General features: G+C 69.5%; 14 protein-coding genes. 6 read left to right on the top strand and 8 right to left on the bottom strand.

Features of this window, described 5'->3' with window-relative positions:
- Positions 1–20: 20 nt before the first annotated feature.
- Together BSZ36_RS08830 and BSZ36_RS08835 are read left to right on the top strand one after the other, a co-directional pair.
- Positions 21–1340 (top strand): HD domain-containing protein, encoded by a 1320-nt coding sequence (locus BSZ36_RS08830; RefSeq protein WP_094548010.1) that lies wholly within the window; start codon positions 21–23, stop codon positions 1338–1340.
- Complete coding sequence (locus BSZ36_RS08835) at positions 1337–2362, top strand: histone deacetylase family protein (protein ID WP_094548013.1); 1026 nt, start codon at positions 1337–1339, stop codon at positions 2360–2362. Before BSZ36_RS08830 ends, BSZ36_RS08835 begins: the two co-directional genes overlap by 4 nt.
- Before the next feature lie 43 nt (positions 2363–2405).
- On the opposite strand, the gene BSZ36_RS08840 is transcribed toward BSZ36_RS08835, so the two are convergent.
- From BSZ36_RS08840 to BSZ36_RS08865, 6 genes are all read right to left on the bottom strand, one after another.
- Positions 2406–2843 (bottom strand): hypothetical protein, encoded by a 438-nt coding sequence (locus tag BSZ36_RS08840; RefSeq protein ID WP_094548015.1) that lies wholly within the window; start codon positions 2841–2843, stop codon positions 2406–2408.
- 56 nt (positions 2844–2899) lie between these two features.
- Positions 2900–4276: an AMP-binding protein gene (locus BSZ36_RS08845; protein ID WP_094548017.1), complete on the bottom strand. Its 1377-nt coding sequence runs from the start codon at positions 4274–4276 to the stop codon at positions 2900–2902.
- Positions 4273–5352 carry an o-succinylbenzoate synthase gene (gene menC, locus BSZ36_RS08850; protein ID WP_094548019.1) on the bottom strand — a complete coding sequence of 360 codons (1080 nt, stop codon included), beginning with the start codon at positions 5350–5352 and terminating at the stop codon, positions 4273–4275. The genes BSZ36_RS08845 and menC overlap by 4 nt, the downstream gene beginning before the upstream one ends.
- Before the next feature lie 88 nt (positions 5353–5440).
- Positions 5441–6607 (bottom strand): endonuclease/exonuclease/phosphatase family protein, encoded by a 1167-nt coding sequence (locus tag BSZ36_RS08855; RefSeq protein ID WP_143536821.1) that lies wholly within the window; start codon positions 6605–6607, stop codon positions 5441–5443.
- Positions 6604–7581 carry a rhomboid family intramembrane serine protease gene (locus BSZ36_RS08860; protein ID WP_094548023.1) on the bottom strand — a complete coding sequence of 326 codons (978 nt, stop codon included), beginning with the start codon at positions 7579–7581 and terminating at the stop codon, positions 6604–6606. Before BSZ36_RS08860 ends, BSZ36_RS08855 begins: the two co-directional genes overlap by 4 nt.
- A gap of 9 nt (positions 7582–7590) precedes the next feature.
- Complete coding sequence (locus BSZ36_RS08865) at positions 7591–8274, bottom strand: rhomboid family intramembrane serine protease (RefSeq protein ID WP_094548025.1); 684 nt, start codon at positions 8272–8274, stop codon at positions 7591–7593.
- Positions 8275–8516: 242 nt separating this feature from the next.
- Between BSZ36_RS08865 and BSZ36_RS08870 the strand changes: the two genes are divergently transcribed.
- From BSZ36_RS08870 to BSZ36_RS08880, 3 genes are all read left to right on the top strand, one after another.
- Complete coding sequence (locus tag BSZ36_RS08870) at positions 8517–9332, top strand: UDP-2,3-diacylglucosamine diphosphatase (protein WP_094548027.1); 816 nt, start codon at positions 8517–8519, stop codon at positions 9330–9332.
- A gap of 16 nt (positions 9333–9348) precedes the next feature.
- Positions 9349–12009 carry a penicillin-binding protein 1A gene (locus BSZ36_RS08875; protein WP_094548029.1) on the top strand — a complete coding sequence of 887 codons (2661 nt, stop codon included), beginning with the start codon at positions 9349–9351 and terminating at the stop codon, positions 12007–12009.
- A gap of 142 nt (positions 12010–12151) precedes the next feature.
- The gene (locus BSZ36_RS08880) at positions 12152–13402 is read left to right on the top strand and encodes a metallophosphoesterase family protein (RefSeq protein ID WP_094548030.1); all 1251 of its coding nucleotides are present in this window, start codon (positions 12152–12154) and stop codon (positions 13400–13402) included.
- 55 nt (positions 13403–13457) lie between these two features.
- Here BSZ36_RS08880 and BSZ36_RS08885 read toward each other — a convergent pair whose 3' ends face one another.
- Complete coding sequence (locus tag BSZ36_RS08885) at positions 13458–14951, bottom strand: lipopolysaccharide biosynthesis protein (RefSeq protein WP_094548033.1); 1494 nt, start codon at positions 14949–14951, stop codon at positions 13458–13460.
- A gap of 96 nt (positions 14952–15047) precedes the next feature.
- Positions 15048–15917, bottom strand: coding sequence for a 4-(cytidine 5'-diphospho)-2-C-methyl-D-erythritol kinase (gene ispE / locus BSZ36_RS08890; RefSeq protein WP_094548036.1), 870 nt, complete (start codon positions 15915–15917; stop codon positions 15048–15050).
- A 133-nt stretch (positions 15918–16050) separates the two neighbouring features.
- Here ispE and BSZ36_RS08895 point away from each other — a divergent pair, with 133 nt between their 5' ends.
- Positions 16051–17814 (top strand): SLBB domain-containing protein, encoded by a 1764-nt coding sequence (locus tag BSZ36_RS08895; protein ID WP_094548039.1) that lies wholly within the window; start codon positions 16051–16053, stop codon positions 17812–17814.
- Positions 17815–17820 lie beyond the last annotated feature (6 nt).

Below are 17820 nucleotides of genomic sequence, written 5' to 3' on the forward strand. Positions count from 1 at the left end.
AACGGACCCCCGCCAACAAGGTGACACCTCGCTTCAAACTTTTCAACGACCCCGTCCACGGGTTCGTCAGCGTTCCAAAGGGGCTCGTCCTCGATCTGGTGGAGACGCCGGAGTTTCAGCGCCTCCGTCGCATCCGCCAGCTCGGCCTCGGGTTCCTCGTGTTTCCGGGCGCCGTCCACACCCGGTTCGAGCACGGGCTCGGCGCGATGTCGCTCATGTACGAGGCGCTGAGCACCATCCAGGGCAAAGGCACCGTCCTCACGACCGACGAGGTGGAAGGCGCGCTTGTCGCCGCGCTTCTGCACGATGTGGGCCACGGGCCGTTTTCGCACACGCTCGAAACGCAACTGATCCCCCCCGGCGCCAGCGGCCAGCGGTTCCGCCACGAGGCCATGAGCCGCGCCATCCTCGGCCGCATCGACCGGCGCCTGGGCGGCGCTCTGACCACGGCGCTCGCCATCTTCGACGGGCGCTACGAGCGGCCCTTTTTCCAGGCGCTTCTGGCGAGCCAGTTGGACATGGACCGCCTGGACTACCTCCGGCGCGATTCCTTCTACACCGGCGTCGCCGAGGGCGTGGTGGGCGTGGAGCGCATCCTGAAAACGCTCCGCGTGCACGGCCGCGGCGCGGACGCACAACTGGTGATCGAGGCCAAGGGCGGCTACGCCGTCGAAAACGCGCTCCTCTCGCGGCGGCTGATGTACTGGCAGGTGTACCTCCACAAAACGGTCCTCGCCGCCGACAGCGTGCTGCGCGGCGCCTTCGCGCGCGCCCGCGCCCGGTGGGCCTCTGGCGACCCCGCGCTGGAAGCGACCACGCCCGCGCTCGCCACGTTCATGAGCGGCGAGATCACCGCCGACCACTTCGCTGATCCCGACGCCGTCGCGCCAGAGGTTTTGGACGCGTTCTGCGAACTGGACGACACCGACGTGCTGGCCTCGCTCAAGCAGTGGAAGCGCTCCGACGACCGCGTCCTCGCGGACCTCTCGCGGCGCTTTCTGGACCGCGACCTGTTCCGCACTACGTTTATGAACGCCCCGGCCTCTGGCGCCGAGCAGGACGCCTGGCGCGAGCGCGTGGCCGACTGGCTCGTCGCCAGAGGCCTGTCCTCCCCCGCCGACGCGGCGGACGACGCGTCGTATTACCTCGTGACCGCCTCCTCGCGGAACAGCGCGTACGAGAGCGCCGGCGAACCCATCTCCATCTTGGAGCGCGACGGCTCGCTCCGAGAGCTCTCCCTCGCGTCGGACTCCGGCGCCGTGGACGCCATGACGACGCCCGTAATCAAGCCCTACGTCGTTGCGCCCAAAGCGCTGGACCTCATCTCGTCTCCCGCATGACCCTGTACTCGCTCCGCGACGACCACGCGCTGCACAGCGCCAGAGGCCACCCGGAACGCCCGGCGCGGCTAGAGGCCGTCCGCGAGCGGATCGAGGCCAACCGCGCGCTCGTGGACCTCGTTCGGGTTCAAGGCGCGCCCGCCTCCCGCGAGGATCTGGAGCGCGTACACGATCCGGCATACCTGGACGCCTTGGAGGCCTTTTGCGAGAACGGCGGCGGGATGCTGGACGTGGACACCTACGCCACGCGCGAGTCCCTCCGGCTCGTGCGCGGGGCCTCTGGGGACGTGATCGAGATCGTGCGGCGCGTGTGCGCTGGCGAGGCAGACAACGGTTTCGCGCTCGGCCGGCCGCCGGGGCACCACGCCCGGCCCGCGCAAGCGATGGGGTTCTGCCTGCTCTCCAACGCCGCCATCGCGGCGCGCTTCGCGCAAGAGGCCCTCGGCGCCGGGCGCGTGATGATCGTGGACACGGACGTGCACCACGGCAACGGCACGCAAGAGGCCTTCTACGACGATCCCTCGGTCCTCTTCGTGTCCTCGCAGCAGGCCGACATCTTCCCGGGCACGGGCGCGATGGACGAGACCGGCACCGGCGCCGGCGAGGGCTCGACGGTCAACCTCGCCGTCCCCGGCGGCACGACAGACGCGGGGCTCGTCGGACTCTACCGCGAGACCATCGGGCCTCTGGCGGCGCGCTTCCGGCCGGACCTCATCCTCCTCTCCGCGGGCTACGACGCCCACCGGCTCGATCCCATCGGCGGACTCTCGCTCTCCGTCAGCGGGCTAACGGACCTGGTGCGCGTGGTGATGGAAGCGGCCGACGCCTACGCCAGCGGCCGACTCGTGCTGACCCTCGAAGGCGGCTACCACCCCGAGGTTTTGGGAGCAGGCGTGGCTTCCTCACTCCGCGCTCTTCTAGACCCAACCGCCGAGCCCGCGGACCCGTTCGGCCCGAGCCGCCGCGAGGGGCCGGACCTCACGGAGATCACCGCGCACGTTCGCGCGCTTCACGGCCTGTAGCGCTCGCCTCTGGCGGGACGGATAAAAGCGCAGGCGCCAGAGGTCAGCGGCGCGAGCGCTGCAAGCGGCCCGCGGCGACGGTCGGCGCGGAGTCGATGGCCCAGGCGAACACCAGGCTGGATTCCTCCAGGCGCAAGAGGACCGTCCCTCCGCTAAAGCAGATGTCCTCGCCGTAGGTGATCTCCTCCTGAAAGACGACATCGCCCGGGCGCGCGTCCACCTCGGTGCTGGGACCGACGTAACGCAGCCGCCCGCCACAGGGGAACGAGGGGTAATCGATGGCGGCATTGGGTTCGCCAGAGGCGCTCTGGACCAGCGTGATCGCCACGGGCCAGCGGCTGTCTGGCTCGCGCGCGCGGTCGCCGTCGTCCCACTGCCCCGCTTCGCCTTCCCACGTGCCCACAAGCGTCGGCGCCTCAGGCGGCGCCCCCGCGCATCCCGCGAACGTGAACACAACGAACAGGGCGAAAACGGCGCGCATGGAGCTAGAAGCGAATGAGCCCCGAACCTACTGCGCCTCCCCCATTCAGGCGCGCGTCACGCATTGCGCTTCTGGCGTGCCGCCTCCGCGAGCGCCACGCGATCCGGCTTCATCCCCTGCGCGCCCTCCCACGGCACCACCTCGACCGGGATCATGAACCCCGGGAGCCTCTGGCGTAGCGCCGCGCGAATGGCGTCGCTGTCGGCCGACTCACCTGCGGCGGGGCGCACGAACGCCAGAGGCCTGTGGCCGAACTCGGCGTCCTCGATGGGAACAACGACCGCCTCGGCGACGGCCCCGAGCGCGAGGAGCTCCCGCTCGATGGCCTCCGGCTGGACGTTCTCGCCGCCCGAGACGAACCGCAGCCCGCGCCGCCCGCTCACGCATAGCCGACCCGCCCCGTCGATATCTCCCAAGTCGCCCGTCGCGAACCACCCGCTGGCTTGGAACGGCTCAATGAGTCCATCCGGAGTCAAGTACCCCGAGAAGCGCGTCGCGTCGCGCACCTCGATCTCGCCCGAGGCCGAGATCCGAACCTCGCGCCCCGCCAGAGGCCGGCCCGAGGTAGCGAGCGCCTCTGGCGTCGCGGGGACGCTTACCGCCGTCACCGTCGATCCCATTTCCGTCAGGCCGTAGGACGGCGAGACCGGCAGGCCTCTGGCGACGGCCTCGGCCAGGAGCGCGTCGGGCATCGCGCTGCCGCCGAGCAGGATCGCGCGGAGCGAGTCCAGATTTGCGCCAGAGGCGAGAAGGCGCCGTAGTTGAGTGGAGACCAGCGAGGCATGGGTCGGCGCGAGGGCCGCGAGCGCGTCCGCCAGAGGCTGCCCTGGGCTAGGGACTGCCAGCGCCGCGCCCGCGAGCGCGCATCGGACCACGACGCCCAACCCGCCAACGTGTGCGACGGGGAGATCCAGCAACCATCGGTCCCCCGCCTCCAGGCCCAGGTGGCTGTTCACGCCTCTGGCGCTCGCCTCCAGCGCGCCCCACGTCAAGACGGCGGCCTTTGGCGCTCCCGTCGAGCCCGAGGTAAACACCGCAACGGCCGGACGGTCCGCGTCCAGCGAGCCGCCACGGTTCTCACCTTGTGTTGCCAGGATGGCCTCTGGCGCGAGATTCTTGAGCGTCGCCAGAGGCAGATCCGTCACCGCCACCTCAACGCCAGCGTTCGCGAGCGCCGACTCCGCCAGAGGCGCCGGCCACCGCGTCGGCACGAGAACGGCCAGGACGCCTGCCCGGATCGCGCCGAGCGCCAGCACGGCGAGGCTTAAGCGGTCCGTGCACCTCAGCGCCACACGGTCTACGCCGAGCATCGTCAAGCCTCTGGCGGCGCGCCCGATGCGCGCGTTCCACTCCCCCCACGCGACCGCCTCCCGCCCGACGACCGCCGGCGCCAGAGGCTGCCGCAGGGCGTGGGCAGAGGCGGGATCGGTCATGCGGCGACGGCGTCGCTGATCTCGACCTTCTTGCTCAGCAGCGCGGGCACGTCCACGAACGGGCCGTCAAAGACCAACGGCTGCGCGAGGACGTCGGTCGTAAAGCGCCGCGCGGTGTCCAAGCCTGCAGGCTCGGCGTCGGTCGCGGCGGCGAGCGCGACCAAGCCGCGGAGGCCGACGCCGCTCTCGTAGGAGCTGGAGAGGATCGGACGGGCGCCCACGGTCCGCGCCTTGGCGGCGAGCTGAAGCGTCCGCACAATGCCGCCGATCAGCGTCGGCTTGAGTACGACGGCGGCGACCCAGCCCCGGACGAACGCCTCGCCTTGCGGCAGGTGCAGCGTCTCGTCCAGCGCGATGGGGAGCCCCGTGTCCATCCACAGCATGGGGAGCCCCGTCGGGTCCTTCAGCGGCTCCTCGACGAACGAGACCTGCGCGTCCCGGATGCCTCTGGCGAAGTCCTTGGCCTCCTCCATCGTCCAGGCGCGGTTGGCGTCCAGCCGCAGTTCCACCCCGGCGCCGATCTTGCTGCGCACCTCGTGCACGAGCGCGATCTCGTCGTCCATCTTGCCGCGGCCGACTTTCATCTTGACCGCGCGGTACGAGGCGCCGCCCATCCGGGCTGCGTCCTTGAGGATCGTCCGTTTGTCGCCTTGCAACAGGCCGCAGAGCGGGAGCGCGACGGCGGGCTCGGGGTGGAGCCCCTGCGCGAGCGTGCGGTCCAGCACTTCAGAGCCCATGCTCCACAGCGCGAGGTCGAGCGCGTAGCGGACGCTCGGCGGCGGCGTCGCGGCGTCGAGCGCGCGGTACACCGGTCCGGCGGGGTCCACGAACAGACGTGGGTCTAGGCTGTGCTCGCCAAAGCTTGCCGCGAGCGTGTCGAGCGCGGTTCGGGCCTCGTCCAGCGTCTCGCGGGAGAACCCAGGCAGCGGGGCGCAATCGCCCCATCCGACCTCACCGCTTTCGGCCTCGAAGCGAAGGAGGATCCCCTTCCGTTCCGTCATCTCCGTGTCGCCGAGGCGAATCGGCGAGGACAACTGGAGGGTATACGGGAGCAGGTCGTAGGTGGAGAGACGCATGTAGTGGGATAGCCTTAGAGCGGCGCACTTTACGAAATCTGAAGCGCCCCAAGCCGCTTTCGTCACGCGCAAGAGGCGGATCCTTCCCCTATTCGTCCCGCCAGCGGAGGCGGGTCAGCACGGGGCGGTGGTCGGAGAAGCCCACGTTGCGCATTTCCGCGCGCTCCACGGCCAGCGCGGGGTCCACCAAAACGTGGTCGATCCGGACGACGAGGTTGTCCGCGTGGTACGTCCGCCCCCACACGGTGTCTCCCGCCTCGCGGTACGCGTCTTGACGACGGATCCCGCCCGCCTGCCGCAGCTCGCGGTAGGACCAGTTGTCCGCCGTCGAGTTGAAGTCGCCCGCGATGACGACCGGCAGCGTCTCCGCCGCGATGGCCTCGGCGATCATGTCCACATCCGTCGCCCGCTCGCGGTACACCTCAGAGAGGCGCGAAAAGCTGCGCGGCCACGTACGAGGGCGCAGCGGCGTGAACTCGGGGTCCAGCCACGGCTTCGCCTGCCCAAAGGAGCGGAGGTGCACGTTGTAGAGCACGAACGAGCGCCCCTCCCACTCGATCACGCTCCGGGTCGCCTGCGAGGACTCGTCGTCGCCCGGCCCCGCCACCACGATGGCCTCTTGCGCGGTCACGCGCGCGGCTTCTGGCGCCAGAAGCAGCGGGATGCCGGTTGCGCCGCGCTTCCAGCCGCGCTGGCCCGGCACGAGAGCGGGAACGCGGAGGCCGTAGCCCAAGGAGTCCACTACGCCGCGTACCTGCGGCGCTTCCCACGCCTCGCGCTCCTGGCGTGGGCCACGGACCCACGCGTCCTGCACCACCAGCACGTCGGGCGCCTCGCGCCGGACAAACGCCGCCATCGAGTCGCGCATGGCCTCTGGCGCCAGTTGCTCCGGCACGTTGAAGGTCATGAGGTGGAGCGCCTCGCCCTCGCCAGAGGCCTCGCCCAGGCGCGCCCATGGCTCGGTGCGAACGAGGACGAACAGCAGCAGGACGGTCTGGACGAGCGCCAACCCGCGCACCTTCAGCACGAGCGACAGCACGGCCGTGGCGACGAGCCCGAACGAGAGGAACGGCAGCAGAACGGCGAACAGCTGCGGCCACCAGAGCGCGCGCGGGTCAATCCACTGCGCCGCCAGCCCGACCGCGACGGCTGCGATCAGCGGCAGCGTCAGGACCCACAGCAGCACACCCCCCGCGCGACGGGCGAGCGTCGGCGGCCTCTGGCGGCGGGGAGGATCGGTGACGGCGGGAGTCATCCGCCTGACCACTTTTCCAACACCTTGCGCTCGTCTTTCGAGAGGCTCTCCAGCCCCTTCTCGTGGATCTTGTCGAGGATGACATCGATGTCCGCCTGCGTCGGCGCCGCAGGGCGAGACGACTTGCGCGGAGCGGGGCGCGGCCGGCCTGCGGTCTTGGTGGAAGTCGCCTTGGCGGCTTTTTTCCACGCCTCCCCCTCATCGTCGCCGCCTCTGGCGCGGCCCATGCCTCCCATCCCGCCCTGGCTGGCACGGTACGACGCCATCGGGTCCGGCGCGACGCCTTCGCCGCGCAAGAGGACACGCGTCCAGCCGCCCAGCTCGATGTTCCGCTTCTGCGCGAGCGCGAACGCGACGCCCATCGCGTACGCGCCGACGTGCGACACGTCGAGGAACTGAGCCTGCAGCCACGTCGAGAGGAAGTCCAGCGTCACAAACGCGATCGCGATCCACTTCATCGAGATGGAGCCCAGCAAGAACAGGTTCATCGTCTCGCGCGGGTGCAGCACGCCCGCCGCCACGACGACCGCGCCCACGGGTCCCCACGCGCCTGCGTAAAGCCCAATGCCTCCACCGCCGAGCGCTCCCCACGCGAGCGCGAGGACGGCTCCGGCGAGGGTCGCGAGGAGGTAGAGGCCGAGGAGTTGGTGGCTTCCGTACGTGTTCTCCAGGTCCCGCCCGATCCACGTCAGCCACGCGAGTGCGAACACGAACGAGATGATCCCCCAGATCAGTTGCGCGCCAAGCGGATTGATGAACCCGTAGGTCAGGATCGTCCACGGCCTCGTAATGGCAACGGCCGGGGCGCTCGAAAGCGCCGTCCACTCCACCACGAGCCCTCCCAATCCCACGATGCTGAGAACGATAAGCCCCAGAAAAGCCACGACGTTGATCGTCAGGATCAGGCGCAGCGCAGGCGGGAGGCTGCGGCGCCAGTTCTGAAACCGCGTGACGGGGGAGTTGGGATCGGACATGTGGGAAAGCTAGAGCGTGCGGGCGCGAGGTTTAACGGGAAGTCGGCCTCGCCAGTACAGGATGAGCAAAACGCCTGTAATCAGTCCGCCGAGGTGCGCAAAGTGAGCCGTGTTGGACGCGTAGGCTCCGAAGCCGCCCAGGATGTCCATCGCGGCGTAGCCCACCACCATCCACTTCGCCGCGATGGGGACGGGCAAGAACAGCAGGTAAATGGGCTGGTTCGGGTACAGCATCCCAAACGCGCCCAAGACGCCCAACACGCCGCCAGAGGCCCCGAGCGTCGGGCCGTAAGCCCCTGCGGGGAGGGCGTCACCCAGGAACGGCCACGATATAACGCCGAGTTGCAGGAGGCTCGCGCCCAGGACCGCTCCTCCGAAGAGAATCGCGAACCGCTTGGACCCGAGTGTCTGCTCCAGGGGCGCTCCAAACATCCACAGCCCGAACATGTTGAACAGGATGTGGGAGAAGTCGCCGTGGAGGAACGCGCTCGTGACGATCTGCCAGGGCCAGAACAGCCCTCCAAACGTGGGCAGGACGGTCTCAGAAGGGATCCCGGCGGGCCACAGCGCGAACCACTGCTCAACGGGGCCAATCCCGGTGTCCATCGTCCCCGTCCGCATCCGGAAAACGAGTTGGGCCGCGAACGCGAGAACGTTGAGGATGAGAAGGTTCTTGACGACGGGCGGCATCATGCCACCGCCGGAGAGTTGCGAACTGCTTTGAGGAAACGCCACGACGAACGGATGGGAGAGCGGCGCGAACGGGCAGGCGAGGGCGAAGTTGCGAGCGACCCGGCCGCCAGAGGCTCAGAACGGCGAAGAACGCGAGAGGCCGCACCAGCAACCCCGCGCCTTCGTTGACGTCCACAGCCACCCGAACACGCTCGCTCAGGGCCTCTGGCGCCGCCCGACCGCCAACGGCCTCCTACCATTCCGTGACGCTTTTCGTCTCCGACGCCCACCTTGGACGCGGCTCCCGCGATGCCACGCGAGAGGCCGAGCGCGACCTCGTCGCCATGCTCCGAGCGCACGAGGATAAGGTTCTAGGCGGCGGCCGGCTCGTGCTTCTCGGCGACGTGTTCGACCAGTGGATCGAGTACCGGCACCTCGCGCCCAAAGAGGGCCTGCGCCTTCTCGGCCTGCTCGCCGACTGGTGCGACCGCGGCGCCGAGGTGGACTACCTCGTCGGCAACCGCGACCCCTGGCACGTGGACCTGCTCGAACGCGAGATCGGGGTGCGCCTCTGGCGGGGCGCCTGGGCGGGCGAAATGGACGGCACACGCGCCTATATTGCACATGGCGACGGTCTCGACCGTCCCTCCCGGGTCCTCAGCCGCTTCCTCCACCGCCTCCAGCCGCTCGTGCGACACCCGCACACCGCCCGGCTTTACCGCATGTGCCTCCCCGGCGATTCAGGTTATGCCTTTGCCCGCTGGGTCTCGCACCGCTTCGGGACCGACGGCACCCCCGACGCCGAGAGCGCCCAGCGCGTCGGCGACGCCGCCAGAGGCCTCTTGCGCGAGACCGACGCGGACCTCGTCGTGATGGGGCACTCGCACGCCGCCACGCTGGAGGCGACCGACCACGGCACCTACCTCAACACCGGCTACTGGTTCGGCGCGCGCACCTTTGGGCGCCTCGACCCCGTTCACCCGCACGACGACGCCAGCGGCCCCGTGCGCGCCTCGCTCCTCCGATGGACGGACGGGGCCGCCGAGACCCTCCGGGCGCCCTCGCCCGCCCTCCTCTGACCCCTCCCCGGGACTCATGGACGACAACTCCACCTACTCCGACTCCGAACTCGAGTCGTACTTCGATTCCTCCGACGCCCGGAAAAGCGGCGCCGACACCGAGCTCGAAGACTTCTTCGACGGCACGCCAGAGGCCTCTGGCGCCAGCGCGACGCGCGCCTCGGGCGACGGTGCAACGGCCGACGCCGAGCTCGGCGCGTTTTTCGCCAGCCCGGACTACGCCTCGGGCGACGGCGCCTCTCGCGTGGTGTTGCCTCCCCCTCCGCCCCAGACGCCGCGCACGTCGCAGCGCCGCCGCACGCTCCGCGTCCTCTCGGTCATCATGGGCATCGTGGCGCTCGGCGCGGTCGCCGGCTTCGGCATGGTGGCCTACTTCTGGCCGCAGCTGCCCTCGCTGGAGCAGATCGAGAACCCCAAGAACCTGTTGGCGACCGTTGTCCTGACCTCGGACAACCTGGAGCTGGCGCGGTACTACCAGGACGAGAACCGCACGTGGGTCCCGCTGGACTCCATCTCCCCGCACGTCGTCAACGCGCTTCTCGCGACGGAGGACCGCCGCTTCTATGACCACTGGGGCGTGGACGGCATCGCGCTCGGCGCCATCGTCAAGGACGCCATCGTGAGCGGCGACTTCCGCGGCGCGTCTACGGTCACGATGCAGCTCTCGCGCAACCTCTACCGTGAGGACGTCAACTTCGTCGTCGGCGAGAAGTCCGTTGTCCGCAAAATCAAAGAGATCCTGACCGCCATCCGCATCGAGCGGATCTACACCAAGGACGAGATTCTGGAAGCGTACCTCAACACGGTCCCGTTCCTCTACAATGCTTACGGCATCGAGAGCGCGGCCGAGACGTTCTTCGACAAGCATGCGAGCGCGCTCGACCCCTCGGAGTCCGCGGTCCTGATCGGTATGCTCGCCGCGAACAGCGCCTACGACCCCGCCAGAGGCCGCCCCGAGGGCGAGGTCACGTTCGAGTCCACGAACCAGCAGAGCATCGACCGCCGCAACGTCGTGCTGACGAACATGCGCAACGAGGGCGTGCTCAGCGAGGAGGCATACCAGGAGCACCGCGCGGCGCCCATCCGGCTCACGTTCAGCCCATACAGCCACGAGGACAACCTCGCGCCGCACTTTGCCGAGGTGCTCCGCATCTGGTTCAAGGAGTGGGCCGAGCGAAACAACTACGACCCCTACGCCGATGGCCTGGTGATCCGCACCACCATCGACAGCCGGATGCAGGCGCTCGCTACGCAGGCCGTCCAAGAGCAGATGGAGACGCTGCAGGCGCGCACCGGGCAATCGTGGGGCTCCACGTCCGACCCGTACGGCTACTGGTGGCGCCGCAACACGGCCGTCGTGAACGAATACATCGCCGACACTGAGCCGTACCAGAGCCTCCGCCGCGACGGCGTGGCGCGAGAGGACGCCATCGCGCAGCTCCGGCAGCAGGAGACGTTCATGGACTCGCTCAAGACCATCAAGATGCGCGTCGAGGCCGGCCTTGTCGCCATCGACCCGCACTCGGGGCAGGTCAAAGCCTGGGTGGGCGGCCGCAACTACGTCGAGGACCAGTACGACCACGTGGGCACCTCGCGGCGCCAGCCGGGCTCCACGTTCAAGCTCTTCGCGTACACCACCGCTTTCGCCGAGGGCTACAGCCCGGACTCGTACGTGAGCAACGCTGGCTTCAAGTGGGGCGATTGGATCCCGAAGAACTCCGGTGGCGGGACGGGCGGCTACCTGCCTCTCAAGAGCGCGCTCGCGGGCTCGGTCAACATCGTGGCCGCACGCGTGACGAAGCACTTCGGTCCGGAGAAGATCAAGGAGACCGCCGAAGAGATGGGCATCCGTAGCCCCATCGAGGCCGTGCGCTCCATCGCGCTTGGCACCAGCGACGTGAACCTCCTGGAGATGGCCGCGGCCTACTCGACCGTGGCCTCTGGCGGGATCTACCACGGCCCCTCCATGGAGGAAGAGCGTCCGAGCGATCCTGCCGTGCCGCCGCACATCGTGCTGGCGGTCGCGAGCATCGAGGACCGCTACGGCAACGTGATCGAGGACTTCACGCCGGCAGGGCGCGAGGTGCTCAACCCGTCCACGGCCTACACCACGTTCGCAACGATGCGTGGCGTGATCCAGTCCGGTACGGCCCGCTCCCTCACGGGACGTTTCCCGGCCACGCGCCGGCTTGACCTCGCGGGCAAGACGGGGACCACGCAGGAAAACGCGGACGGTTGGTTCATGGCGATGCACCCCGACCTCGTGGTCGGCTCGTGGGTCGGCTTCAACGACCGCCGGATCAAGTTCCGCTCCACCACGCTGGGCCAGGGCGCCCGGACGGCGCTCCCCAACGTGGGCGCGTTTTTCCAGCTCCTCCAGTCGGACTCGACGGTCGCGCTCGACCCGGATCGCCGATTCGAGAAGCCCGAGAACTACTCGGCGGGCCGCTCGGCACGGATCGGAGGCGGAGGTTTCTGGGCCGGCGACAGCAACTCCCGCTCCCGTAGCAGACGCTCTAGCGGGTCCTCGGAGAGCAGCGAGGAACGCAACGAGGCGCGCGGCATGATCGACCAGTACCGCCAGCGCGACCGCGCTCAGCCTGCGGCGCCCGCCCCGGCACCGGCGCCGACCCCGCAGGGCGGCTCGTCCGAACGCGGCGGCCGGATCGGCTGGTAGCTCTGCCGTCCAGATAGACAGAGAGGGAAGCGGGACGCCCTGCTTCCCTCTTTTTGTCATAGGCCGCGTCGTAGCCTCCGCCAGAGGCCTCTGGCGCCAGAGGCACACGGGTACGCCTGTAGTCTTCCGAACACACCCCTCCATGAAGCTCCTCCACTGCGCCGACATCCACCTCGGCTACGAGACGCACGGCCGGCTCGACCCCGCCAGCGGCCTCAACACGCGCCTGCTGGACTTCAAGCGCTGTTTCGACTTTATGGTAGAGCGCGCGATCGCGGAGGACATCGACGTGTTCCTGTTCGCGGGCGACGCCTACCGCACGGCCGACCCCACGCCAACGCAGCAAAAGCTCTTCGCCGAAGCGCTGCGGCCTCTGGCGGCGGCGGGTATACCCATCGTGATGATCGTGGGCAACCACGACCACCCGGTAAGCTTCGGGAAGGCGTCCTCCGTGGACATTTTCGGCGTGCTCGAAGGCCACGTCGAGGTCTTCGTCACACCGACGTTCCGCGGGCCGAGCAACCCGATCCAGACCAAGTCCGGCCCGCTGCAACTCATCGCGCTGCCGTGGCCCATCCGGTCCAAGATCCTCTCGCGAGAGGCCTACCGGCGCTCCACGCCGCACGAGATCCGCGGCGCGATCGAGGAGATGTACACGACGTTCGTGAAGCAGTCGGCGCGCGAACTAGACCCCGCGGTCCCCGCGATCGTGGCGGCGCACCTGACGGTCCAGGGAGCTGAGTTGAGCGGTAGCGAGCGCTCCAGCCTCATCGCGCACGAGCCGACGTTTACGGTCGGCCAGCTGGCACAGCCAGGCGTGGACTACGTGGCGCTGGGCCACATCCACCGCTTCCAGGACCGTAACGCGGACGCCTTCGCCAGAGGCGAGGGGCCACCGGTGATCTACTCCTCGTCCATCGAGCGGATCTCGTTCAAGGAGTTCGACGCGCGCAAGGGCTTCGTGCTCGTCGACATCGAGCCCGGAGCGGAGCCGCGGACGCGCTACGAATACGTGGACACGCCCGCGCGCCGCTTTCTCCCCATTGAGGTGGACGCGAGTGAGTCGGCGAACCCGACCGAGGCGATCCTTGCGGCCGTCGCTCGGGAGGACGTAGCCGGGACCATCGTGCGCGTGCGCTACCGTGTGGGCGAGGAGCAGGTCGGGACCGTGGACCAGGGCGCGGTCCGCGAGGCGCTCGCCGATGCCGAGATGGTAGCGGCGATCGAGCGCGTCGTCGATGCGCAGGAGCGGCGCCAGAGGACCGTGGTGCGGCAGGACACGACCCTCAAGGACGCCATGAGCCGCTACGTCGCCCAGCACGAGAAGCTCGCCAACATGGAAGACGAGTTGGTGGCCGCGGCGCTGGAGATCGAGCAGGAGATCGAGGGGTAGCCCCTGGCGCCAGAGGCCTCGGCCAAAGGGTTCGCGCCAGGCCGTTCCGTGTGCGCTACCGCCCGAGCACTCCGAGAAGCGCCGCTTGGACGCGCCTCCGCTCCGGCAACGGCCAGACGGCGACAATAGCCACGGCACCGAACCCGAGCAGCGCCCCGACCGACACGCCGATGCTCGACGGGACCCGCCCAGCGATGTACACCGCGGCTCCGGCCGCGAGCATCAGAACCACGCCGACGGCGGCCACGTGCACGCTCGGCAGGGACACGACGCCCCTCTGGCGCCAGAGGCCCACGACCAAATGGGCAGCGCCCAGGCCGAGCGCCAGTGCCCAGCCCCACGCCACCCCGCTCCCACCGAACGCGATGCCCAGCGCCCAGCCCGCCGCCGCGTTGACGACGCCTACCGTAACGTGGCTGGCGACGACATGGCGCATCTGCCCAGTGCCGAGCAGCAAGAAGAAGCCCGGGGCCGAAAGAGAGTTCAGCCCCCACCCCACGGCCAGGATCAGCGAGAATGCCACGAACCCCGGCTCGTAGCGCCCCACGAGCAGGTGCGAAACCAGCGGCGCGGCGGCCGCGACGGCGGCGAACAGCGCCAACGTCAGCGCCCACCCCAGCCGGTCCACGTCGCGGTAGACCTCGTTGACGCGCTCCGGCTCGCGCTCCTCCAAAGACGCGACCTCTGGCGTCAGGACCTGGAGCGCGGCCACGAGCAACGAACGGAGCTTCAGGATGGCGAGCGACGCCACCTCGTAGAGGCCCGCCAGTTCGAGGCCTCCGTAGCGGCCCATCAGCGCTTTCGTCGTTGGCTCGTAGAGCATCCGGAGCACGCCTAGAATCTGGAAGTTCACGCCGTAGCCCAGCATCTCGCGCACGAGCGAGATCCGCAGCCGGGAGGGAATCCACCTCACCTCAGGAAGCCTCTGGCGGATCGCGACCCACAACCCAACAAACCACAAGAGGCCTTGGACGATCTGCGCGAAGGCGAGCCCGACCAAGCCATACGGCCCGACAAGGACGACGGCGAGCCCAACGTAGAGCACCTGCGAGCCCAGCAGGATCGCGTTGCGGAGGTCGAAGCGGGCGCACCCGTCCAGCCCGCTTTGTGCTGCCCCGGCGACGCTCACGAGCCAGAACGAGAGACACGCCCACGGCAAGAGAGCGCGCGCCGCGTCGAGAGCCGCAGGGTTCACTCCTTCGGGGTCGATGATCGCGGGCAAGAACGCTCCGACGGCGAAATACGCAGCGATCGCCATCACGCCGATCACGAGCGCGATCGTCGTGACCGTCGTCTCCACGACCTCCGCGGCCGTCCGCTGGTCCCCCCTCGCGAGGTAGGCCGCGACGTACTTCACGGCGCTTCCCGTCAGCCCCAGGTCCGCGATCCGCGCCGCGCCCGTAGACGCCAGCACAACCGACCACACCCCGATCCCCTCGGCCCCGATCTCCAGCAGCAGGTACCGATAGAGCCCGAACAGAAGAAGCGCGCTCAGCACCGTCTGCGCGACGCTCGACGCGGCGTTACGGGTCGCCCGTGCTCCGTCCATTACACGCGACCTGGCGCCAGAGGCCTCTGGCGAGCCTGCGGGCTCGGATGGGAAGTGGGGGTCGTCATGCGCCGAAGGTAGCGGTGCGCCGCCCCACTACGCGCCGGCGCCCTCCGCCCCAGGCGGCTGTACGTGCACGCGTGCCCCGCCCGTGCCCACCCTTTCCGCGCCAGACTGCGCTGCCTCTAGCGACTCGAACGCGGCCACAACAGAGCTTCCCGAGCCCGAGAGAGCGGCCCAGCCGGCTCCCGCATTGAGCAGCGCGTCTCGAACCTCCCCCACAGCCGGGAATCGCTGCACGACGGGCGCCTCGAAGCTGTTGGTCACCTCGCGCCGCCAGCGCTCCAGATCGTTGGAGCGAACGGCGTCAGCCAGCGGCGGGTGCGGCGAGGCCTCTGGCGTGATCCACCCGTACGCCTCGGCCGTTGGCACGTGCACGTCCGGGACGGCGACGACGAGCGTGAACGGGCACCGGTAGGGCCTGCCCTGCTCTCCCGCCAGAAGCCGGAGGTCCGTTCCCGTGCCGGTCGCGATGGCGGGGCCATCGAGGAGGAAGAACGGCACGTCGGCGCCGAGCCCGGCCGCGAGCCTGTGCATCGCCTCTGGCGGCACGTCGAGTCGCCAGAGGTCCGCGAGCAGGCGGAGCGCTGCGGCGGCGTCCGAACTCCCGCTGCCGAGCCCGGCCCCGTACGGCACGTGCTTGTCGAGGTGCAGCGCCGCCAGAGGCGGGATCCCGGCCCAGTCCGCCAGCGCCTCGGCGGCCCGCCACACCAGGTTGCCGCGGTCGGTGGGAAGCGCCGGGTCGGAACACGTCAGCGACAAGCCCTCACTCGCGCGGGCGGTCACACGGTCGGCCCACTCCAGAGGCAGAAAGACGCTCTCAAGCTCGTGGTAGCCGTCGGGCCTCTTGCGGAGGACCCGGAGGCCGACGTTGACTTTGGCGGGGGCGGAGCGGGCGATTGGCATGGGCTGAGGAGACGGGGCAAAAACGGCCCCAGGGGCCGGGGGGCAACCGGAGCGCCCTGGCAGGCACATACGGCTCAACGTACTTTCGCCAGCAGTTTTCCGTTCGGTCCGGGCCCTCTCCCTCTGCTCCTTCATGGTCTTCTCTCCGCGGATTCTGGCGCTGGCGCTGCTTGCCTGCCTGGTCGCCTCTGGCGCGCACGCGCAGAGCAACCCCTTCGGCACCGGGCTCCCCTCGATCCCCCGCACCGGAAGCATCAACGGGGCCGACGATATCGCGCTCGAAGGCTCCGTCGATGAGACGGAGTACTTAGTGGGACCGGGCGACACCTTTCTCGTCGCTATCGGCGGCGGGAGTGCTGCGCGCCAGTTCACAGCCGTCGTCACCGCAGACGGGCGGCTCGTGATCCCCGAGGCGGGTACGTTCAACGTGGCAGGCCGGACGCTGGAAAGCGTGCGCCGGCAGTCTGAGGCGGCTCTGGGGCGCCGGTACACGAACGTAACCACGGCGATCGCTCTCGCGAGCCCGCGCCGGTTCTCCGTCCACGTCACGGGCGCCGTCCCCGAGCCCGGCCGCCACGCCGTGCGCGCAGCGGCACGCGTAGAAGATGCCTTGATGGTGGCCCGGCCCGCGACGGCCATGCGCGACTCGGACCGGCTGACGCTCGACACATACCGCCAGCCCGTTTCCACCACGCGCCGCGAGGCGCGCCCGGCTTACCGCAACGTCACCGTCCGGCACACGGATGGGACAGAGAGCCGTATCGACATCGCGCGGTACCTCGTCACCGGCGACACGCGCTACAACCCGTACCTCCAAGACGGAGACGCCGTCCACCTCCCCACCTTCGACCCCTCGCGCGAGGGCGTGTTCGTGAGCGGCGACGTCCCCTACCGCGGCGTGTACGACACCCGCCCGGGCGACACCGCGCTCGCCCTGCTCACGCTGGCCTCTGGCGACCGCGCCGAGAGCACGATCCGCGCGTTCCGCGTGACGCGGATGGGAGGCAGAGACGTCACCGACGTGCCTCTGGCGGAAGCGGCGGCGTTCCAGGTGCAGCCGCGCGACCAGATCTACGCCATTGGCTTGGCGCCAGAGGCCGGGACCGCTACCGCCCTCGGCTCGGTCCGTTACCCCGGCACGTACCCCATTACCTCGGGCGTCACCACGCTCCGCTCGCTCCTAGACATGGCCGGCGGTCTCGCCGACGACGCGCTCGTGCGCGGCGCCTACATCGAGCGCTCCGCGCAGTCCGAACCCGAGGCTGTCCGTGCGGAGGTCAGCGGCGAGGAATCGCTCCTCTCCGCCGCCCCCCGTCTGAGCCGCCTGGATTCGCTTTCGCTCGGCATCGGGCGCCTGAGCGGCCTCGACTTCGTCAGCCGCCGGCTGTTCGTGCAGGAGACCTTCCGCACGCCGCGCCTCTCCGTCGATCTCGCCGACGCGCTGGCGAGCGGTGACGACATCGCGCTCGAAGACGGCGACCGCCTCGTCGTCCCCGAGGACTTCGGGCTCGTCCGCGTGTACGGCCAGGTGGTCCGCCCCGGCTACGTGCCTTACTCCCCCGGACTCGCGCCAGAGGCTTACGTTCAGGCCGTCGGCGGCGTCGCTCCGAGCGCGACGGATGTGTACGTGGTGGACGCTGCAACGGGGCTCTTCGCCTCTGGCGGCCTCGTGCGTGAAGGCGACGCGGTGTACGTCGACCGCGAGCCCACCGCAGATACGGCGCAGCTGGAATCGCTCGCCCTCCAGAACCGGCAGCTTGCGCTTCAGACCGAGCAGATCCAAATCCAGGACCGGCAGCTTCGGCAGCAGGGACGGTTCCAGCTCTACCAGACCATCATCTCGACGGTCGGAGCCGTAGCCACCGTCATCTTCGCCGTAGAGGCGCTCCGCAACTAGGACCGC

Source organism: Rubricoccus marinus (assembly GCF_002257665.1).
GTDB classification, from domain to species: Bacteria; Bacteroidota; Rhodothermia; order Rhodothermales; family Rubricoccaceae; genus Rubricoccus; species Rubricoccus marinus.